Genomic DNA, 20,388 nt, shown 5'->3' with positions numbered 1-20,388 from the left:
ATGTGTCAGGCGGCCTTGCCGTCCCGGCCGAGAATCCTGCGCAGCAGGTCGCGCCAGTCCTCGGCCACCTCACCGGTCTCGGAGACCACGCGGTCACCGATGATCGCCCACTCGGCGAGCAACGAGGCGGCGCGGTCCATGGTGCGGCGGGCCTGCTCGAAGTCGTCCTGGTCGTTGCGCAGCAGCCACAGGCGGCGGGCCTGGTCCCACGCGCGCGCCCGGGTCACGGTGACCAGCATGCGCTGGCTCCAGTCGTCGAGCGGGCCGACCCACTTGTCGAGCTTCATCTGCCAGCGGTCGGAGAAGCCCCGGCGCAGCGGCGGGATCTCCTCGTAGAAGATCTGGTTCACCAGCAGGTAGTCGGGGTGGATGATGTCGTCCTCGGGCGCGCCCACGTCGACCCACGTGGCGATCAGGGCGAGCGCGAGGTCGTGGTTGATGTGCGCGTTCACGCCGAGCATGGCGGCGGTCAGGCGGGTCATCTCCACGTCGCCGGCCCGCTTGAAGAGCACCTCCCACACGTCGGGGGTGTCCTCGTCGTCGTCGTTCCACAGGCCGATCGCGTCGAAGTAGCGCTTGGCGAACTCGACGTCGAGCCGCTCGAGGAACTCCGGCGAGTTGACCCCGTCCACCAGCGCCTGGTCCACCCGGCGAGTGATCTTGAGGTAGAGCTCGTTGAAGGCCGAGACCCGGTTGTTGGCCCGGCTCGGCGGCAGCTCGTCGAGGATCTCCTGCATTGTGACCAGCATCGCGATCACGTCGCCGATGGTGGCGGGCCGCTTGACCAGGCAGTCGGCGACCTCCGCGCCGAGCGGCGCCCAGCCCCGGCCGGTCGGGATCGTGAGGGCGGACAGCTCGAGCCGCTTGTCGCGCAGAAACTCCGCGCTGCCCCGTGCGGCGGCCCGATCGAACGTCGTAGTCATGGCGACAGCCTCCTGATCGTGGCGCCGTTCCGCCACCAACTTGTCAGTAACCTGTCGCGCGAGGCCGGTCACAGCCGGAAAATCGGTCGACCGGGGGACCGGGGTCTCCTATGGTCGGCGGATGCCTACGACGCACGCTCTGATCCTCGGGGCCTGGACGCCGGCCGCTCGTCTCCGCGCCGCGCGTCCCGCCCTGGTCGCGCCGTCTGACCTCTGACCTTTACGACGCTTTTGCGCCGCCAGGGCCTTCGCTGAGTCCATCTTCCTCAGCGGACGGGCCCCCGATTCCGCCTGTCCGCGTTTCCGAACGGATTCACGGCCGTGGCTTTCAAAGCTGAACATGTACGCAACCGGCGTGTGCTCGGGCAGAACTTCCTCACCGACCCCAGGGCCGTCCGGCGCGTGGTCGACGCCGCCGAGCTGTCCGCCGGCGACCTCGTCTACGAGGCGGGCGCGGGCCGGGGCCGGCTCACCGCCGAGCTGGTGCGCCGCGCCGCGCGCGTCGTCGCGTACGAGATCGACCCCGGCATGGCCCGCGACCTGCCGCGCCATGACCGCCTGAGCGTGCGCACCGGCGATTTCCTGGCGGCGGCGCCGCCCGACGGACCGTTCCAGGTGGTGAGCAACATCCCGTACGTGCTGACCTCCGCCCTCGTGACGTGGTGCCTGCGCGCGCCCTCGCTGCGGCGGGCCACCCTGATCACCCAGTGGGAGTACGCGCGCAAGCGCACCGGCGACTACGGCCGCTGGTCCAAACTGACCGTGCGCACCTGGCCGTCGGTCGTGTGGGAGCTGGCGGGCCACCTGCCGCGGACGGCGTTCCGGCCGGTGCCCCGGGTCGACGCGGGCATCCTGCGCCTGACCCGCCGTCCGGTGCCACTGGTGCCTCCGGCACGCCTCGCCCGGTACGAGTCGATGGTGGAGTGCGGCTTCTCCGGGGTGGGCGGCTCGGTGCGCGCCTCGCTGGGGCGCCGGTACGGCACACGCCGGGCCGACGCCGCCTGCCGCGCGGTGCGCCTGCACGACACCCCGGCCGGCGAGGTGTGGCCGGAGCAGTGGCTCACCCTCTTCCGGCTGCTGTCACTCGAATAGCCGCCGGTTGTCGCGGCTCCACCGCACCCGGCCCGCCGTCTCGTCGAGGAACCCGGTCGCCTGCCACTCGGCCTGCGGCTGGCGCCCCTGCGCGGCGAGGCGGCGGGCACGGTCCCATACCATCTCCTGCTGCCCGATCACCTCGTCGACCAGCCCGTCCAGACTGCCGAGGCCGTACGCCTCCGCGAAGATCTCCATCCGCCGGCGCCGGTCCGGAGGCGCCGGATAGGCGAGCCACCGCAGGCACGTCTCGTCGTCCCGGAACGGCGCCACATACTCCAGCGCGTAGGCCACATCGTGGACGGGCCGAGCGGGCCACGCGTAATCCCAGTCGATCACCCCGACCGGCTCGGACCCGCGCCACACCAGGTTCCACGGCCCGAAGTCGCCGTGGCACACCAGCTCGTCCGCCGCCATCGGCTCGTCGCGCCCCGCCCAGGCCACGTGCGGCCGGAAGTCCCGCACGGCCTGGTGATAGTCGCGCAGCAGCCGCGCCATCGCCCGCAGCCCGCCCTCGTCGACGACCCTCGCCCACCCGTGCGGCCCGGACTCGCCCTCGACGTACGTGAGCACCTCGCGCCCCGCGTCGTCCACCCCGAGAACCCGCGGCGCGTACGGGAAACCGGCGCCCTCGAGATGCCGCAGCAGCGCGTGCACACTGGCCGACCAGGGTTGCAGGGGCCGCCGCACGGTGTCACCCACCCGCACCACCTGCCGATGCGGCTTGTCCTGAAGCAGCTCATGATCGGCCATGCCGTGGACGCTACTGCCGCGAAGCCTCAGTCGTGCGCCAGGTACACGACTTCGAGCAGGGCCGTGTTCCGCGCTCGTTCCTGCAGCAGGGACACCGCAGCCGCCAGCCAGACGAGCGCGCTGGCGAGCTTCCGGTTGCCGGTTTGTCGCGCCTCGCCGGCGAGGACGAGCGCCGGGACGCGTACGGCTGCCGCATCTCGCTCGGAGATCGGCCCGGTCCGCCGTATGGCAGGCTCCGCCGCCCGCAAGACAAGATCCAGCACCTTGTCCAGGCCGCCTCCGGACAGGAGCCGGCGGATGTAGGAACTCGCCAAGACCTCCAGTAGTTCGCCGAGGTCGTCCAGATCCACCGGGATCTGGTCGAACATCGGGTAGTGAGCCGGCAGGAGCCCCGCGGCGAGGGCCGCCACCGGATCGTCCGCCTCGGAACGGCGCGGCGGGAGCCACAGCGGTGCGGACGCCGCGCTCAACACGCGATCGACCGGATGCTCACTGGAGTCGTCCTCGTCGAGCGCCGGCGCGGCCAGACGCGACCCGCGCAGATCCCTCGCGGCGTCGTCGATCAGGCGACGGGCGTTCACGGTCAGCACCCCGCCGATTGCCGAGGTGAGCAGGGTCCGGCGGCCGTTGCTGGTCCAGACGGGCCCGACCGCGGACTTCGGTTGGATCTCGTCCTGGAAAGGCAGACGGACTGTCACTCCGCGAGATCCCTCGCCGAGGACGCCGTTCAGCCAGGCGACGAACTGCTCGGCGTCACGCCGCCACATGCCCCGCGCCGCGCCGGCCCCTCGCGGCCCGTCCGGCGCCGGCGTGCCGGTGTCCATGACGAAGAGATCGTAAAGGTCTGCACCGACAGGCCGGCGCCCGATGCGGCTTCCCCGCAGCGTCGTCTCGCACTCCCGCAGATAGCGGCCGACGAGCACATCGGCCGCGATGGCGCGGCGAAACGAGTCGGCACCCGGCCGTCTGGCGCCCTCCAAGACCTTGTCAAGCCGGCGACGGAGATGCCCAGCCAGCTTCTCGCTCGACTCGGCGATGGCGAACGCCAGCGACATGGCGTTGGGTGAGCCCGACTCGAGGCACCCGGTCACGACCGCGTCGGACGCGTCCGAGAGATCGACATACAGGAGCGTGGTCTCGCGCCACCACACGTCGTCGACGGCCGCGACCAGAACGCTCTGCCGTTGCTCGTCCTCGGCGAGGTGCCGAGCGGCGAGGTACTCCTGGAAGGTCTGGTGTGCGAAGGCGACCTCCTGGCCTTCCCGGGCCACGAGAAGACCGGTGCGCTCCATCTCGACGATGAACCCCTCGGGGTCCGTGCCGCTCAGCCAGGGCCGCAGGACGGGGTAAAGCTCCGGCGGGCCCATGCTCCGAACGCCGCGCCCCATCCACAGGAAGGCGAGCCGGCCGAGGATCTCGCGACGCTGCCGTGGCAGGTCGACGGGGAGCTCGCGCTCCTCGTCGCGCCGGTGCACCATGACGTCGCACATCTCGGCGTACAGGGCGGCTCTGTTGTCCGGGAGGCCCCTGTTCTCGCCGCGGCGGCGCCCGTACCGGTGCACCTCGGCGATCAGCGTGAGCAGCAGCGGATTCACGGTGAGGTCGGCAAGTCCGGGCATCCCGCGCAACTGGCCGATCAGGTGCAGCGCCGCTTCGTCTCCCCGCTCCGGGCTGCCGTTCGCCTGGCGCTCGGCGGTGCGGTACCAGCCGCGGAGGAACGTTTCCACCTGCACACGGGTGAAAGGCAGCACCTGAACCGTGGCGGTGGCGTCCACGAACGACTCGCGATAGCCGTGCGGGCGGGACGTCACGACGAAATCGTTGCCCGGATGAACGGTGAGCTGCTCGTTGATCCAGCGCACCACCGCCCGCCGCTGCCCCCGGTCGGCCACCTCGTCGAGACCGTCCAGCAGCACCAGGCACCGTCCCGCCTGTAGTTGCGCCTCCCACCAGCCGGACGGCTCCATCTCGGGAAGCTCGGGGATGCTCCGCCGGATCAACGCGGCCAGGCTCACCGGCGCGGCCGCCGCGATGACCGGCGCGCTCTCCCGCAGCTGCAGAAGCACCGGGACCGGCCGCCTCTTCTCGCCGTGCGTGAGAGCCGTTTGCCGTGCGATATGCCGCAGCAAAGTCGTCTTCCCGCTGCCGGGAGCACCAAGAACGACGAGCACCACACGATCGGGCTGATCGAGAAAGTCGGACGCTTGGTGACGCCCGCCGGTCACGTCGGCGCCGACCACCCCCGGCCACACGTGCCCGGGCGCCCTCGACGTGAGCGTGACGTCCACGAAGACGTCCTCGAGCGGCGGCGTGGACGGGCCGACAGTGGCGAGCCCGACCGCGTCGAGGCGATTCCCCATCCGGGCGACCCAGTCGCGGTACGCGCGTGCGTACCGCGACGCGCGTCTCCACCCGATCGTGAACCATCGACGAGGGACCGCGAGCCCCACGATCAGCACGGTGAAGATCAGGAAGAGGAGGCCCGTCACCCGCCAGTCCTGGGCCCACCGCCAGGTCGTCGGCAGCGCCTCCGTGACCAGGTTCGTGACCACACCGAGCGCCACCGTGACCAGCGCGCCGGACGCCGCCAGCCACTGGCCCACCGAGCCACGGCGCTCGCTTTTCATGGCGTCATCATCGCAGTCCTCCTCCAAGCCGCGAACGATGCGAGCCGGGAGCGTCTCGTGACCGCCGCCTTTCGCAGCGGTGGATCCGGTTGACTAGCCTGGGCCGGTGGCCACCTCGATCGACGTGAACGGGTACCTGCGACGGCTCGGCGTGGACGGGCGCCCTCGGCGGGCGCCGAGCGTCGAGGAGCTGCGCCTGCTGCACCGGGCGCACGCGGAGCGCGTCCCGTACGAATGCCTGGAGATCTGGCTCGGCAGGCCGACCACTGTCGAGCCGGCGGAGTCGGTCGGGCGGATCCTGCGCGGGCGCGGCGGGTACTGCTACCACCTGAACGGCGCGTTCTCCGAGCTGCTGCGCGCGCTCGGCTATCAGGTGACCCGGCACGTCGGCGGGGTGCAGTCCACTGCGGACAAGCCCGCCGAGGCGTCGGCCAACCATCTGGTGCTCACCGTGTCGGGGCTGCCGTCGGCGGAGGCGCCGGACGGGCGGTGGCTGGTCGACCTGGGCATGGGCGACGGGCTGCACGAGCCGCTGCCGCTGGTGGCGGGCACCTATCACCAGGGGCCTTTCGTGTACGGCCTGCGCCCGTCCGAGGCGGAGCCGGGCGGCTGGCGGTTCGACCACGACCCGCGCGGCTCGTTCCTCGGCATGGACTTCCGTCCCGAGGCCGCGGACATGCCCGCGTTCGCCGAGAAGCACGAATACCTGTCCACCTCGCCCGACTCCGGCTTCGTACGCACCGCGGCGGTGGCGCGCCGGGACGCCGGCGGCGCGGACGTGCTGCGCGGCCTCACCCTGAACCGGGTCGGCGCGACCAGCACCCGCACGGTCCTCGACGACCGCGGCGACTACTTCGGCGTGCTCGCGGACCTGTTCGGCATGCCCCTCGCCGACGTCACGGCCGCCGAACGCGACAACCTGTGGGCGCGCCTGGTCGAGGCCCACGAGCGCTGGCTGGAGTCCGTACCACGATGATCCGCGAAGGGTGGAACCTCATCGCTGGCAAGCGCACCGGCATCGCCGTCGACCGCCTGCGGCGCGGCGAGGTGACCCTGGAGGACCTGGCGACTACTTCGGCCGTGGCACCCCCAAGGCCGCCCAGGACGACGCCAAACGACCCGTCGGCGCCCGCGGCGAACCGGGTGCCCGGGACCTGTTCCCGTACGTCTGGCCGGTGAGCGACGTCGTCATGGCCCTGGTGCGGGCCGGCCTCAGGCTCGACGAGTTCGTCGAGGCGCCGGTGGCCGCCCTCTACGACGGCCTCGGCGACGCGGCGGGCGACCTTCCCGCCTACTACGTCATCAAAGCCACCAAAGGGTAGGGGCGGGGGGTCTCAAAGGCGGGCACCCCCGGACGTCAGCAGGCCGGGGTCGCGGGAGGTCAATGCGCGTTCACGAAGGTGCCGCGCTGCGCGACGGTGTAGACCAGCCCTCGTTCCCGGAGCAGATGGACGGCGCGGCGTGCCGTCGTCCTGGCGACGCCCCACTCGGCGTGCATGTCGTTCTCGGTGGGGATGCGGTCGTGTGCGCGGAGCCGTCCGGCCCGGATGTCGTCCTCGATGTAGTCGGCGATCTGGACGTAGACGGGCACGGGCCCGTCGGGGCGTACCGGTCGCTGGCTCACGATCGCCAACCTACGAAGTGGGTCACGTATCCCTATCGGCGGATACGAGTCGATACATAGGTAGACAAGAGAAGACAAGATGGCTAGCCTTGCTGCTGCGACACCTCGCCGGTGAAGCGGCGAAGGTCCCAACGACGACCCGCGGCCGTCGTTGGCAGCGTGGCCCCGTGCCCGCAGGCCGGGCACGGGGCTCGTGGTGATCGCAGGCGCGGGCAGCGCGCGGGGCCCGGACGACGTCGCCTCGGGGCGCTCGCGGCGGAGCCGGCTCGGGGTCACGAGGCGAACCAGGACAGGCCCTCGCCGTGGCCCCGGGTCCAGGCCAGCGGCTTGCCGTCGAGGGCCAGGACGTTCTTGTGCATGACGTCGGCCGGGGGCGGGGGCAGGTCCGGATAGGTCAGCACCTCCGGGTCCTCCACGGCGATCCAATGGCCGGGCAGGACGCCCACCTGGGCGGTGAAGCGGCGGCGGTGCTCGTCGGGGACCTGGTAGAGGACCGAGGTGTGAAAGACCACCAGGGTGGCGTCGCGCGGGGCTGATGCGGCGAGGGCGGGGAGGGCGTCGACCAGGTCTCCCCGTACCAGGTGGGGAGGGTCCGCGGCGGCGATGGCGGCGGCCTCGCGCAGGCGCGTGCGGCGGTGGGCGTGCTCGGGCCAGATCAGGGCGTCGAGCCAGGCCAGGTCGGCGGGGGCGGTGATGTCCAGGGGGTTCAGGTCGATGCCGGCGCGCCAGGCCACGGTGGGCAGTGCCGTGGGGAGTGGGGCGCCGGTGGCCGTGCAGGTGAGCAGGGGGCCGGTCGAGCCGACGCGGTGGGTGCCGTAGGCGTACGAGTAGCGGTCGGGGTAGAGGTTCAGGCCGGCGGAGCAGCCGACCTCCAGCAGGGCCAGCGGCTGCGGCAGCGAGGCGAGGACCGGCAGCAGCAGGGCGCAGCGGTTCGCCTCGTTGGTCTGGGTGGCGCGGGTGGTGAGGTGCGCCGCGACGGCGGGCCAGTTCGCGTGGACGAAGGCGGCGAAGTCGCTGGGGGAGTGGACGGGGCCACCGAGCAGGCGGACGACGGCGAAGAGCAGGTTGGGCTGGCGCTTCGGCGGGGGCACCGTGCCGAGCAGGGCCAGCAGGGTCTCGTCGCGGGCCACGGCGCGGGCCAGGCGCTCGTACGCGGGGGAGACGCCGTGCGCCTGGCGGGTGGCGAAGTCGTCGTACCAATCGGCAGCCGTCATAGGCCGCATGATCGCAGACCGGCTCTACGCGACCTTGCCGATCACCTCGCGGCGCAGGGGGAGGTCGACGGTGTCGCCGCGCTCGATCGGGCGTACGCCGGTCAGGCTCTGGTCCGCGGCGCGGGTGAGGAAGTCCCGCAGGGGCGACTTCATGACCTTGTAGTCGTCGTAGTGGATCGGCAGGGTCAGGCCCGGCCGGATCAGGTGGGCGAGCTCCACGCCCTGGCGGTCGTCCATGGTGAGCAGCATGCCGAGCATCCTGGTGCCGCCCAGGTGGATCAGCATCGCGTCGATCTCGCCCATCCGGCGGGGCACCTGTTCGAGGGCCGCGTCGTAGAGGGTGTCGCCGGTGATGTAGAGCCGCAGCGCGCACCGGCCGTCGACCTCCAGCTCGACGACCGAGCCCATCACGTCGGGCAGCAGCTTGTCCGCGAGGCCGGGGCCGTGCCGGCCGGGCACGGCGGTCACCCGCAGCCGCTGCCTGTCCCGGGTCCACTCGTGGCAGTCCCAGGTGGGCAGCCCGTGGACGGCGAGGTAGCGGCGGCGGCGCAGGCGGCGCTCGGCCTGCGGGGTGGTCAGGATCGGCAGTGTCGGCTCGATGCGCCGGCGCGCCTCCCGGTCGAAGTGGTCGCCGTGCAGGTGCGACAGCAGCATCGCGTCGACCTGGCGCAGGTCGACGACGTCCATGGCCGGGTCGCGCAGGCGTTTGGACCAGGCGCCGTAGCCGAGGTAGACGCGGCTTCCGGCGCCGCCGAAGGCCGGGTCGGTGAGCAGGGTGAAACTGCCCAGCCGCAGGATGGTGGTGGCATTGCCGACAAAGGTGACGCTGGCTTGCATGCGAGGGGCCTTCCCAGAAGTCGCCCGTTTACACCACTGAGTGAAGCAGTGATGACTCACCGGCGTCCCAGGCTTCGAGCACCGACCGCGCCCACAGTTCGTCGATCTTGAGGGCGGCCCGGGCGCCGAAGAGGACGTCGCCCGCCAGCTCCGGCTCCGCCGCGGCGAACGAGCCGCACAGGTCGTACGCGGCGATCTGCTCGTGCACCGCGTCCGCCTCCACGTGCTCGTCGTAATACGCGGTCGCGGTGTCGTCCCCGCCGAGCCGGCGCAATCCGTTGCCGTACGCGCGATTCGGCAGCGTCGAGGTCATCTCGTACGCCGCCAGATGGCCGACCATGGCGCCCCGCCACCGCCGGCGCAGCGCGAACAGCGACATCACGTTGTTCACCGCGAGCGTCGGCGCGCCGGCCGCGTCGACATACGCCCCGTACGTCGTGTCGAGGCCGAACCAGCGCATCGTCTGCTTGAACAGCTCCTGGTGCATCCGGGGCAGCTCGCCCCCGCCGTACTCGTCCGCCTGGATCTCCACCAGCGCCGCCTTGGCCTTGCCGCCCAGCCGGGGGATCGCGAACGTGTGCGGGTCGGCCTCGCGGAGCTGATAGATCGAGCGGTGCGTGACGAACTCGCGGAACTGCTCGTGCGTGGCACGGCCGCGCAGATAGCCGGAGAGCGACGGCCCGTCGTCCTCCTCGACGATCTTCGCCAGCCGCTCGGGCACCGTGTCGGGGTCCACGGGCTCCGGCGGCCCGACCAGCTCGGTCACGGTCGCCTCGAACCGCCGCTCGGCGGCCGCCCGCACCCGCAGCAGCTCCGGGTCCCACTCCCACAGGTCGTCGACGCCGTCCCAGCCGCGGTAGGCGAGCTCGTAGCAGACGAAGAGGGTCAGGTGCAGGTCGTCGTCGTTGTCGAAGACCGGGTCGGCGGGCAGGGTGCCACCGCGCCCGCCCAGCAGATCGATGACTGCGGCCGAGACGGAGCCGCGCGCCGTGGGGAGCTTCATGCCGCAAGGCTTCCCCGGCACAGGTGGCCTAAACGATCTGTTTGACACCCAGCTCAGCGGGCATCTGCCGGGCCATGTCGACAAAGATCGTGCCGTACCAGGACGGGCCGCTGATCGTCCGCGGCGACTTCGAGCTGGTCACTCCGGACGGCGAGACCATCGACCCGGGCCGTGCCACCGTCGCGCTGTGCCGCTGCGGCCGCTCGGCGGTCAAGCCGTTCTGCGACGGTACGCACAAGGCCGTCCGATTCCGCGCCGGCACCGACCGCGAAACGCCGGCACCCCGTACGTGATCCCGAGTTTCGCCGCGGTGAGAAGGGGTAGGCCGCTGCGGCGAACGAGGGAGTTGATGCTGGTGATCCCTATTGGGGCGCTGTCCGGGCCGTCGATCGACCGGGTGGTGTGCGGGGACAGCCTGGGCCGGTCGCTGCTGGCGACGGTCGCACGGGAACCCGGCACGGTGGCGGGGCGCGTCCCGCTGCTCGGGCGGCGCGGACAGCTCCCACCGGAGCGGCGCCGCGCGGAGCTGGCCCGCCAGGCGCAGGCGGAGGCCGTACCGCATCACCTGGCCGCCGCGATCGACGCCGAGGCCGTCGCCCGATGGATCACCGCGCACTACCGGGCCGAGAGCTATCCCGCGGTGCTGCTCGGCTCGCCGCACGGGGCCGCGGCCCATCTCGCCGCCGCGCTCGGCGCCGCCTGGCTGCCCACCAGCTTCACCACGACCCTGACCTGGCCGGGTGGCGACGCGGGCGACTGGCCGGCGGCCCTCGAGTGGGGCGCCGGCCTGGCCGAGCGGGTCATCGGGCGCAACCCCGAGGTCAGCGTGCGGCAGGTGCACGACCCGCTGCGCGGCGGGCCCCCGTGCGGCTCGACGGTGCGGCTGCACCTGCGCTGGCACAGCATGCCGAAGGCGTACGAGACCTTCCTGCGTGACCGGCTCGCCGAGGACGGCGCCACCCTGCTCCTGCGCGACCTGCGCACCTGGCCCGTGCACACGCTGTCGAGCCGGCACAGCTTCCAGCTCGGCAGCCCCGTCGGCGGCTGGGACCCGGACGACTACACGATCGGCAACCCGGCGTTCCGCGTGCTCCTCGACGACCTCGGCGTCGACGACTGGCCGGCGCCGCCCGAGATGCCGCCCCGCTACGCCGAGCGTTCCGGCGAGCCGGCCTTCGGCATGGACCTCAACCGGCTCGCGGTGGAGACCGGCCGCACCTCGCACCGGGTGCTCTACTCGCAGCCCGAGGCGCTGAGCGCGTGCGTGGCCGATCTGATCCGGCACGCCACCGGCGGTGACAAGGCCCGGTGCGCGGTCGCCTGCGGCCGGCTGCTCGACCCCTGGCAGGCGCGGGCGAGCGGCCTCGTGCCCTACTGGTGCGAGTCGGCGTCGCGCGCGGCGGTCGAGGCGGCCGAGTGGTGGCTCGCCGGCAGCAAGCCCTTCGAGGAGGTCACGGCCCTGCCGGAGGCGCCCGGCCACGACAGCGACCAGGTGGCCACGCTGGCGTTGTGGCGGTCGCTGACGGCGTTCGGCAGGCAGCGGGGGCGCCTCGACCGGCTCACCGCCAGCCGCTACCCGATGCTCCCGCTGGGCACCGGGCACGCGAGCCGGATGCTGGCCTCGGCCGGCGGCGCGGGCTCCGCGCCACCGCCGATCTCCCTGCCGTACGCCCTGGCGCAGCTGCACCGGGTGGGCACGCCGCTGGGCCTGCTCGTCGGCTGAGAGGAAAGTTCCCGGGCGAGTTGAACCTTTCGACGGGCGCGGTGGGTTAACACTGCGCCGACCGTCGAGAGGGGATCCACCGTGGCCGAGCCGGACAGCGAGTTCGCGGCGTACTTCGCCGGGCGTATGAGCTCGGTGCGCCGGCTCGCGTTCGCCGCGGGACGCGCCGCCGCCCGGGTTCACCCTCGCGGACGTTGTCGCCGGTGGGCGCCGGGCGCGTCGCCGTCGCCGGGTCGTGGTCGCGCTGGCGGGGCTGGCGCTCATCGGGCTTGTCGCTCTTGTTCGGCCCGATACGGCTGATCCTTTCGTGCCGGCGGGGCCGTCGTGGGAGCTGCTGGAGACGTCGCGCTTCTGCGCCGCGGCGTCCGCCTCGCCGGTGCCCACGATCACCCCGACGAGCGTGGTGAACCAGAAGAACGGCTACCTCATCCCGATCCCCACGGAGCCCTCGCTGCATGCGGCGGCCCGCATGAGCTGCTATCTCGCCGAGGCGGTGCCGCGCCTCCTCCCGTCGGTGACCTGTCACCGCCTCAACGACGCCGAGCCGTTCGAGGCGTACGTGGGCAGGTCCTTCGATCCGAACCGGCCGGAGGAGACCGCCCCGCCCTTCTTCACCGCCGAGGCGCTGGTGCGCGACGAGCGCGGCACGGGCGAGGTGAGCTTCGGCATGTCGCCGCGTTACGAGGACGACGACTCCGCGCGCGCCGGCTGCTCCGGGCCGCCGTGCACGGTCCGCACCGGTCCGCACGGCGAGCTCGTGACGGTCCTCGACTCGACGATGGCGTCCGGCGTCCGGCTCGTGAACGTGTCGGTCTACAAGAAGGACACGATCACCACGGCGAGCGCGATGAACGGCGTCCTCGCCGCGACACCGGCCGACCCGGGCCGCGCGTACTCGGACTCGGACTATCGCCGCACCCGCGACGACCTGCCGATCACCGTCGACCAGCTCATCGCGGTGGCCGCGGCGCCCGAGATGGACCTCTTCCCGTAGCGGCCGCACAACTTTCTCACAGCCCGGCGCGGCACATTGGGGGCGTAACAGAGCAGCCAGCTGGAGGAACCGCCGTGCACATCACCGGCATCATCACCGCGATCGTCGTCGGCCTGATCATCGGCGCCCTGGGACGCCTGGTCGTGCCCGGCCGCCAGAGCATCCCGATCTGGCTCACCATCCTGATCGGCGTCGTCGCCGCGATCCTGGGCACCTTCATCGCCGCCGCGCTCGGTGTCGCGAACACCGCCGGCATCGACTGGATCGAGCTGGCCATCCAGGTGATCCTGGCGGCCGCCGGGGTCAGCCTCGTCTCGGGCTCCCGCAGCTACCGCTAATTCGGATGCCAGGCGATCTTCGAGATGGCAGGGTCGGGCCCGTGAACGAGGCAGCGCGCGTCTTCGGGTCGGCGGCGGAGCAGTACGAGGCCGGGCGGCCCGGCTATCACGAGGGGCTGGCGGCCGAGGTGCTGCGGTACGCCGGCCCGGCCACACGCACGGCCGTCGAGGTGGGCGCGGGCACCGGCAAGGCGACCGTGCAGTTCGCGGCGGCGGGGCTGTCGATGGTGTGCCTGGAGCCGGACGCGCGGATGGCCGAGGTGCTGCGGCACACCGTCGCCGCGTACCCGTCGGTGTCGGTCGTGGTCTCCGACTTCGAGAGCTGGCCGGCGCGGCGGGCCGATCTGCTGCTCGCCGGCACGTCGTGGCACTGGGTCGACCCGCGGCGTTGCTGGGACTTGGCTGCGAATGTGGTCGCACCCGGCGGCACGGTGGCGCTGTTCTGGAACCCGCTCGGCATCGTCTCGCCACGCCTCCAGGCGGCCCTCGCGGAGATCGAGCTGGCGCACGGCATCGACGAGTCGGTGATCACCCCGCCGGCGTCGTCGTACGGCACCGAGCCCGGGGACTGGGACATCTCGGGCATGTGGCCGGCGGCCGCGCTGGAGGCCTCCGGGCGCTTCGGCGACGTCCGGCAGGTCCGCTTCCGCGACGAGATCACCTACAGCACGGCCGGCTACCTCGCGCTGCTCGACTCGACCTCGGCGTACCGCCTGCTCGTCTCCCGCGAGGCCGCCCTCGCCGACGTGGCGCACCTCCTCGGCAGCGACGGCCTGCGCCTGACCCGCATCACCGACGTCTGCCTGGCCCGCCGCCTGCAGTAACGCGGCAAAGTCCGGCAGATCCGCACCACTCGGCGGTGGGGCGCCACGTTACCTTGTCCGGGTGAGGTGGCCAACCTGGTTGACGCAACGGTGCCGTGAGGCCGGGCGGCGGCGCGCGGCTACTGCCTTCTACGGGGTCTGCGGCCACTGCCGGCACGATTGGCGGGAACATCATGCCGATCGGGGCTGCGGTGAGTGCGTCTACGAGATCGAGCACGGCGAGCCCGAGGCCCCCGGTGCTGTCTGCACCCTTCGCGCGCCTGGCTACACCTTTCCGTAACGAAGCCACGGCCATCTCCACACTGCAACGCGAACAGGACGACATCATCCGCGCCGAGGCGACCAGGCGGTCCTGGTCCTCGGCCCGTCTCCGCGCTTCCTCGACTACATCGGGCAGGTGCTGCCCGCGCTCGGCGAGACCGCGGTCGTCGCGGCGACCTGCGACACGCTGCTGCCCGGCGTCAGCGTAGGCCGCGACGAGAGCCGAACGCTCGCCGAGATCAAGGGACGCGCCCGAACTCACCATCTGCTATCGGACGCCGCGCGAGGTCATGGCGCTCACCGCACCGGTCCTCCGGCAAGCCGGCAGCCACAACGCACCGCCACGAGCCGTGCGCGCCTCCGGCGGACGGCCTCGACGTCGCACTCACCCGCTGCACCCAAGAACTCGGACAGCTGGTGCTCGGGTAGTCGCACCGGGCGGCACCCGGACGGCCTCGTCGCTGTCCCGGCAGGAGACCGTGATGTGACGGTGATCATAGGTGGCGCCCTCACCTGCGATCGAGACTTGATCGGCATCGCGGTCGCGGCAAGGGGGGTGCCCTCACGGAGGGAGCGCCGCGGCGCTGTCCACCGCACCACAGGGATCGGGGACGAGGCGTGAATCCATGGCGTGATCAGGCACTCATCGGCCGGCAGGTGGAGGCGGGCCGCCTCGGCGAGCTGATCGATGCGGTCCGATCCGGCGAGAGCCGGGTGCTCGTGCTCCAGGGCGAGGCCGGGATCGGGAAGTCCGCGTTGCTCGAGCAAGCCGCAACGTCGGCGACCGGGTTCCGCGTGCTGCGCGCGGTCGGCGTGGAGTCCGAGATGGAGCTCACGTTCGCCGCGCTGCACCAACTGTGCCTGCCGTTGCTGGACCGGCTCGGCGGACTGGCCGAACCGCGTCGGCACGCCCTCGAGACGGCCTTCCGGATGCGGGCCGGCGCCCCGCCGGACCCGTTCCTCATCGGCCTCGCCGTGCTCGACCTGTTCTCCGGCGCCTCCGAGCGCACCCCGCTGCTGTGCGTGGTCGACGACAGCCAGTGGCTGGATCAGGGGTCCGCGCAAGTGCTGGGTTTCGTCGCGCGACGGCTGCTCGCCGAGTCGACCGGCCTGATCTTGGGCACCCGGCCGCCGGGTGGGCCGCACCTGCGCGGCCTGCCGGAACTCGAGATCGGCGGGCTGGGGTCCGACGACGCGCGCACCCTGCTCGCCGCGGTCACCCACGCCCGCCTCGACCGGCACATCAGCGACCGGATCGTGGCCGAGACACGCGGCAACCCGCTGGCGCTCATCGAGCTGACCCGCGGGCTGAGCAGCACCCGGATGGCCGGTGGGCTCGGGCTGCTGAGCACCGGGCCATTGTCCGGCCGGATCGAGGACAGCTTCCTCAGCCGCGTCCGGGAGCTGCCCGCACCGGCCCGGCGTCTGCTGCTCGTCGCCGCCGCCGAGCCGACCGGCGACCCCGATCTGGTCCGGCGCGCCGCCGGGCTGCTCGGGCTCACGCTCGGCCAGCCCGGCACCGAGGACCTGCTGAGCATCGGCGCGGAGGTGAGGTTCCGGCATCCGCTGGTGCGCTCGGCCGTGTACCGGGCCGCCTCGTCCGACGAACGCCGTGCGGCGCATCGGGCCCTTGCCGAGGTCACCGACTCGCACACCGCGCCGGAACGGCGGGCCTGGCATCGCGCGGCGGCCGCGGCCGGCCCCGACGAGGATGTCGCCGGCGAGCTCGAACGCTCCGCCGAGCACGCGCAGTCGCGCGGCGGTGTCGCCGCCGCGGCCGCGTTCCTGCAGCGCGCCGTCGCGCTGAGCGCCGACCCGGCGCGCCGGGCCGAACGGGTCATCGCCGCCGCCGAGACCACCCTGCACGCCGGCGACTTCGAAGCCGTCTCCCGGCTGCTGCGCTCGCTGGACTCCCGGCAGCTCGCCGGCCTCCAGCGCGGCCGCGCCACCCTGGTGGAGGGGCATCTCGCCTACGCGCTCGGGCACGGGTCCCGCACCGCGAGCGCAATCCTGCTCAGGGCCGCCGAGCAGTTCGCGGCCCTCGACCCGCAGGGCGCCCGGGAGACCGCGGTGCACGCATGGCTTCTGGCCGGCGGGGTCGTCAACCGCGACGAGTTGGTGGCGCTGTCCCGTTCGATCCTCGACATTCTGCCGCCCGGCGGTGACGGGTTGGTCGACCTGATCCTCGACGGCTCGGCCCTGGTGGTGACCGAGGGGCGCGCCGCAGCCGCCCCGATCCTCACGAAGGTGACCGAGACCATGCTGGCGATGCCGGACACCGAGCTGCTGCGGTGGGGCCGGCTGGCGCCGATCGGCCCCTACTGCAGCTGGAACTTCGAGGCGCTGCGCGCGCTGGCCAACCGGCAGGTCGAGCTGCTGCGGGAGGCGGGCGCCCTGCACCACATCCCGGAGAACCTGATCAACCTGGGCGTTGCCCTGCTCCGCTTCGGCGACTTCGCCGAGGCGGCGGCCGCCGTCGAGGAGGGCGATCTGATCACCACGGTGATCGGAAGCCGGCCTCTCCCGCCCTACGTCGCTCTGCAGCTGTACGCGCTGCGTGGCCAGGAGCCGCAAACCGTCGAACTGGTCACCGACACTCTCCAGCAGGCCACCGCGACCGAGTTCGGCACCGCGCTGGTCGGCGCCCGCCTGGCCGCCGCGATCCTCTACAACGGCTTGGCCCGGCATGCTGAGGCGCTGCGCTACGCGCGGGAGGCCGAGGAGAACTGGAACCCGTGGCTCTCGGCCTGGGTTCTGCCGGAGACGATCGAGGCAGCCAGCCGCGCCGGCGACGCCGCCGCCGCCCACGACGCCCTGGACCAGCTGCTCGAGGCGACAGCGCCGTTCGACTCCGACTTCCCGGCCGGGCTGCAGGCGCGGGCCCGTGCCCTGCTCGCCGACGACGCGGACGCCGATGCCCTCTACCGGGAGGCGATCGAGCGGCTTGGCCGTACCCGGATGCGGCCCGACCTGGCCCGCGCGCATCTGCTCTACGGGGAGTGGCTGCGCCGGCATCAGCGTCGGCTGGATGCCCGGGGTCAGTTGCGCATCGCCTACGACATGTTCGTGTCGATCGGCATGGAGGCGTTCGCGGCGCGGACTCGCCGGGAGCTGATGGCCACCGGCGAGACCGTCCGCAAACGTACGACCGAAGCCGCCAACAGCGGCGAGCTCACGGCCCAGGAGTTGCAGATCGCGCGGCTGGTCGGCGCCGGCCTGTCCAACCCGGAGGTCGGGGCACGACTGTTTCTCAGCCCGCGGACCGTGGAGTGGCATCTGCGCAAGATCTTCGACAAGCTCTCCATCTCGTCCCGGCGCGAACTGCGCGACGTGAAACTCAGCGGGTGAGCTTCGGGCCGCCGTCGATGTCGTGGGCCCGCCGCGCTCGGTTCATCTCATGGCGGCGATGACCGGGCGGCCCCGGCCTCAACGGAGCTCCTGGAAGGCCGCGCGGACCTCCCGCGTGAACAGCGCGGGTTGCTCCCAGGCGGCGAAGTGCCCGCCCCGCGCGGGCTGGTTGTAGTAGCTGAGGGTCGGGTAGTCGATCCCGGCCCAGCTGCGCGGGGCCTGGAAGATCTCGTCCGGGAACGCGCTGAAGGCGACCGGGACGCCGACCGGCGGCGGGGTCGAGCCGGTGGTGGCGGTCTGCGCTCGCTCCCAGTACATGCGGGCGGCGGACTCGCCGGTCCCGGTCAGCCAGTAGAGCGAGATGTTGTCGAGGATGTGCTCGCGAGTCAGGTTGCCCGACGCCGGGCCGCCGCGGAAGGCGCGGGAGATCTTGAGGTAGCTGTCGGTGTCGTGGTCGAGCATCCAGGACGCCAGCGCGACGGGCGAGTCCAGCAGCGCGTAGCCGATGGTCTGCGGCCGCGTCGACTGCTCGACGATGTAGCCCCGGCCGCTCGCGGCGAAGACCTGCAGGGCGGCCGCCGCGGCCTTCTCCTCGGCGGTGTTCTTGGGCAGGTCGGCGGTGCTGCTCAGGGCCGGCACGAGCAGGTTCAGGTGGATGCCCAGCAGTCCGGCCGGCGCCAGCCGGCCCATGCCGTCGGTGACGGCGGCGCCGACGTCGCCACCCTGGGCGACGTACCGGGTGTAGCCGAGGCGGCGCATGAGCTCCGCCCAGGCCCGCGCCACGCGGTTGGCGTCCCAGCCGAGCTCGCGCGGTTTGCCGGAGAAGCCGTAGCCGGGTAGCGACGGCAGGACAAGGTGGAAGGCGTCCGCCGCAGTGCCGCCGTGGGCGGTCGGGTTGGTGAGCGGGCCGACGGTCTCGAGCAGTTCGACGATCGATCCGGGCCAGCCGTGGGTCATGATGAGCGGCAACGCGTTGCGGTGCGGCGAGCGTACGTGCACGAAGTGGATGTCGGCGCCGTCGATGTCGGTCACGAACTGCGGCAGCGCGTTGAGTCTGGCCTCGAACCGGCGCCAGTCGTAGGTGGTCGCCCAGAAGCGGGCGAGGGCCTGAGCGGTCGCCAGTTGCACGCCCTGCGATCGGCCGGCGACGAGCTCGCGGGTCGGCCAGCGGGTGGCGGCGACGCGGCGGCGCATCTCGGCGATCCGGGCGGGCGGAATCGCGGCCCGGAACGGGCGGATCCCGGCCGGACCGCCGGCCGGCACCGCGTTGGCCGGCGCCCGGCCGAGTGCGGCGGACGCGGCGACCGCGAGGCCGGCGGCGAATCCGCCCCGCAGTACTTGCCGTCGAGTGGGTTGGAATCCCGACGAAGTCATCATCTCTCCACCTTCGGTTCGTCGATCTGGATGTCGGCGCCGGCGGTCATCGCAGCGGCCGGAACGCGGCCCGCAGTTGTTGCGCGAAGAGCTCCGGCTCCTCCCAGGCGGCGAAGTGACCGCCCCGTTCCGCGACCCCGTAGTAGTTCAGCGTCGGGTAGGCCGCCTCGGCCCAGCTGCGCGGCGTGCGCCAGATCTCGCCCGGAAAGGTGCTGAAGCCCACCGGAACCCGGGGATCGGGCAGCGGTGGCCGGTCCGCCGCGGGCGCGTCCGGCCCGTATGCCTCCCAATAGGAGCGGGCCGTCGACGCCCCGGTCCCGGTCAGCCAGTAGGTGGTGATGTCGTCGAGGATGTGGTCGCGGGTGAGGCCGCCGTACGGCCGGCCGTCGACGAACGCGCTGGCGATCTTGTAGTACGCGTCGGTGTCATGGTCGATCATCCACGCGGCCAGCGCGGCCGGCGAGTCCACCAGCGCGTAGCCGATGGTCTCGGGGCGGGTGGCCATCTCCACGAAGTAGCCGTTGCCGGTGGTCTGGAAGACCTGGATCGCGGCGAGCGCGGCCTTCTCCTCGGCAGTGTTGTTCGGCAGCGCTGTGGGGTCGTTGAGGGCCGGCACCAGCAGGTTGGTGTGGATGCCGATCAGCCCGTCCGGGCCCAGCCTTCCCATCGCGTCGGTGACGCCGGCGCCGACGTCACCGCCCTGGGCCACGTAGCGGTCGTAGCCGATCCGGCGCATCAGCTCGGCCCACGCGTTCGCGGTGCGCACGAGATCCCAGCCGATCTCGGCCGGCTGCCCCGAGAACCCGTACCCGGGAAGGGACGGCAGCACCAGATGGAACGCGTCGGCGGCGGTCCCGCCGTGCCGGGTCGGGTCGGTGAGCGGGCCGACGGAGTCGAGCATCTCGATGATCGACCCCGGCCACCCGTGCGTCATGATCAGCGGCAGCGCGCCCGGGTGCCGGGACCGCACGTGGACGAAGTGGATGCCGACGCCGTCGATCTCGGTGGTGAACTGCGGCAGGGCGTTCAGCCGCGACTGCACGCGCCGCAGGTCGTACTCCTTCTGCCAGTACCTGCCCAGCGCGCGCATGGTTGCCAGCTGGACGCCCTGCGAGCGGTCGCCGACCAGCTCCGGGCTCGGCCAGCGCGTCGCCGCCAGCCGGTGCCGCAGGTCGTCGATCACCTCCTCGCGGAAGCGAACGGTGAACGGGCGGATTGCCGGGTTTGTTCCTTGCTCGGGCACAGTCATGTCATGTACTGCCTTTCCGAGGAAGCCGACGCGAAGAAGCCGGGATCAGGCTGATTCCGACGTCGTCGGACGCTCCCAAGCCTGGCAAGGAGCCGGGGTGGCTCGCGCCCGGGAAGAACCCTGGCCGGTATTTTCGAGGTTCGTGGCCGACACCCTGGTTTCACTGGGGCGTGTACCTGAGCCGGCTCGGCCGCGAACTCGCCG

General features: G+C 72.3%; 18 protein-coding genes. 9 read left to right on the top strand and 9 right to left on the bottom strand.

The features are described 5' to 3' along the window. Window positions 1-5: 5 nt before the first annotated feature. Window positions 6-923 carry a DUF5995 family protein gene (locus Ade02nite_RS16255; protein WP_203763200.1) on the bottom strand — a complete coding sequence of 306 codons (918 nt, stop codon included), beginning with the start codon at window positions 921-923 and terminating at the stop codon, window positions 6-8. A 321-nt stretch (window positions 924-1,244) separates the two neighbouring features. Between Ade02nite_RS16255 and erm the strand changes: the two genes are divergently transcribed. Continuing rightward, complete coding sequence (erm, locus tag Ade02nite_RS16250) at window positions 1,245-2,015, top strand: 23S ribosomal RNA methyltransferase Erm (RefSeq protein ID WP_203763197.1); 771 nt, start codon at window positions 1,245-1,247, stop codon at window positions 2,013-2,015. Here the strand turns inward: erm and Ade02nite_RS16245 are convergent. Both Ade02nite_RS16245 and Ade02nite_RS16240 read right to left on the bottom strand, forming a co-directional pair. Beyond that, window positions 2,004-2,768: an aminoglycoside phosphotransferase family protein gene (locus tag Ade02nite_RS16245; protein ID WP_203763194.1), complete on the bottom strand. Its 765-nt coding sequence runs from the start codon at window positions 2,766-2,768 to the stop codon at window positions 2,004-2,006. The genes erm and Ade02nite_RS16245 overlap by 12 nt on opposite strands. 26 nt (window positions 2,769-2,794) lie before the next feature. Then, window positions 2,795-5,008 carry an NACHT domain-containing protein gene (locus Ade02nite_RS16240; RefSeq protein WP_203763190.1) on the bottom strand — a complete coding sequence of 738 codons (2,214 nt, stop codon included), beginning with the start codon at window positions 5,006-5,008 and terminating at the stop codon, window positions 2,795-2,797. Between the two features lie 493 nt (window positions 5,009-5,501). On the opposite strand from Ade02nite_RS16240, the gene Ade02nite_RS16235 reads away from it, so the two are divergent. Both Ade02nite_RS16235 and Ade02nite_RS16230 read left to right on the top strand, forming a co-directional pair. Then, window positions 5,502-6,371 (top strand): arylamine N-acetyltransferase family protein, encoded by an 870-nt coding sequence (locus tag Ade02nite_RS16235; protein WP_203763187.1) that lies wholly within the window; start codon window positions 5,502-5,504, stop codon window positions 6,369-6,371. A 199-nt stretch (window positions 6,372-6,570) separates the two neighbouring features. Continuing rightward, window positions 6,571-6,717, top strand: a complete 147-nt coding sequence (locus Ade02nite_RS16230) for a hypothetical protein (protein ID WP_203763184.1) — start codon at window positions 6,571-6,573, stop codon at window positions 6,715-6,717. 59 nt (window positions 6,718-6,776) lie between these two features. Here Ade02nite_RS16230 and Ade02nite_RS16225 read toward each other — a convergent pair whose 3' ends face one another. From Ade02nite_RS16225 to Ade02nite_RS16210, 4 genes are all read right to left on the bottom strand, one after another. Continuing rightward, window positions 6,777-7,019, bottom strand: a complete 243-nt coding sequence (locus Ade02nite_RS16225) for a GntR family transcriptional regulator (RefSeq protein ID WP_203763181.1) — start codon at window positions 7,017-7,019, stop codon at window positions 6,777-6,779. Between the two features lie 272 nt (window positions 7,020-7,291). Further along, entirely contained in the window at window positions 7,292-8,233 is a 942-nt protein-coding gene (locus tag Ade02nite_RS16220; protein ID WP_203763178.1) for a DUF2332 domain-containing protein, read from the bottom strand. A gap of 24 nt (window positions 8,234-8,257) precedes the next feature. Next, entirely contained in the window at window positions 8,258-9,070 is an 813-nt protein-coding gene (locus Ade02nite_RS16215; protein ID WP_203763175.1) for an MBL fold metallo-hydrolase, read from the bottom strand. A 28-nt stretch (window positions 9,071-9,098) separates the two neighbouring features. Then, window positions 9,099-10,073, bottom strand: a complete 975-nt coding sequence (locus Ade02nite_RS16210; RefSeq protein WP_203763172.1) for an iron-containing redox enzyme family protein — start codon at window positions 10,071-10,073, stop codon at window positions 9,099-9,101. A 74-nt stretch (window positions 10,074-10,147) separates the two neighbouring features. Between Ade02nite_RS16210 and Ade02nite_RS16205 the strand changes: the two genes are divergently transcribed. The 6 genes from Ade02nite_RS16205 to Ade02nite_RS16180 all read left to right on the top strand — a co-directional run bounded on the left by Ade02nite_RS16205 (window position 10,148) and on the right by Ade02nite_RS16180 (window position 17,561). Next, window positions 10,148-10,366 carry a CDGSH iron-sulfur domain-containing protein gene (locus Ade02nite_RS16205; protein WP_203763169.1) on the top strand — a complete coding sequence of 73 codons (219 nt, stop codon included), beginning with the start codon at window positions 10,148-10,150 and terminating at the stop codon, window positions 10,364-10,366. A gap of 62 nt (window positions 10,367-10,428) precedes the next feature. After that, entirely contained in the window at window positions 10,429-11,796 is a 1,368-nt protein-coding gene (locus Ade02nite_RS16200) for a hypothetical protein (protein ID WP_203763166.1), read from the top strand. 307 nt (window positions 11,797-12,103) lie between these two features. Continuing rightward, window positions 12,104-12,790, top strand: coding sequence for a hypothetical protein (locus Ade02nite_RS16195; RefSeq protein WP_203763163.1), 687 nt, complete (start codon window positions 12,104-12,106; stop codon window positions 12,788-12,790). 74 nt (window positions 12,791-12,864) lie between these two features. Next, a complete protein-coding gene (locus tag Ade02nite_RS16190; protein ID WP_203763160.1) occupies window positions 12,865-13,128 on the top strand; it encodes a GlsB/YeaQ/YmgE family stress response membrane protein in 264 nt (87 codons plus the stop codon). 41 nt (window positions 13,129-13,169) lie between these two features. Beyond that, window positions 13,170-13,952: a class I SAM-dependent methyltransferase gene (locus tag Ade02nite_RS16185; RefSeq protein ID WP_203763157.1), complete on the top strand. Its 783-nt coding sequence runs from the start codon at window positions 13,170-13,172 to the stop codon at window positions 13,950-13,952. A gap of 879 nt (window positions 13,953-14,831) precedes the next feature. After that, window positions 14,832-17,561 (top strand): ATP-binding protein, encoded by a 2,730-nt coding sequence (locus tag Ade02nite_RS16180; protein ID WP_239168798.1) that lies wholly within the window; start codon window positions 14,832-14,834, stop codon window positions 17,559-17,561. A gap of 78 nt (window positions 17,562-17,639) precedes the next feature. Here Ade02nite_RS16180 and Ade02nite_RS16175 read toward each other — a convergent pair whose 3' ends face one another. Both Ade02nite_RS16175 and Ade02nite_RS16170 read right to left on the bottom strand, forming a co-directional pair. Further along, window positions 17,640-18,935 (bottom strand): epoxide hydrolase family protein, encoded by a 1,296-nt coding sequence (locus tag Ade02nite_RS16175; RefSeq protein ID WP_203763395.1) that lies wholly within the window; start codon window positions 18,933-18,935, stop codon window positions 17,640-17,642. A 46-nt stretch (window positions 18,936-18,981) separates the two neighbouring features. Further along, entirely contained in the window at window positions 18,982-20,184 is a 1,203-nt protein-coding gene (locus Ade02nite_RS16170) for an epoxide hydrolase family protein (RefSeq protein ID WP_203763154.1), read from the bottom strand. Window positions 20,185-20,388: the final 204 nt, after the last annotated feature.

Source organism: Paractinoplanes deccanensis (assembly GCF_016862115.1).
Lineage (GTDB): Bacteria > Actinomycetota > Actinomycetes > Mycobacteriales > Micromonosporaceae > Actinoplanes > Actinoplanes deccanensis.
Note: the sequence above shows the minus strand (reverse complement) of the source record. Positions and strands in the feature narration are given on the sequence as shown.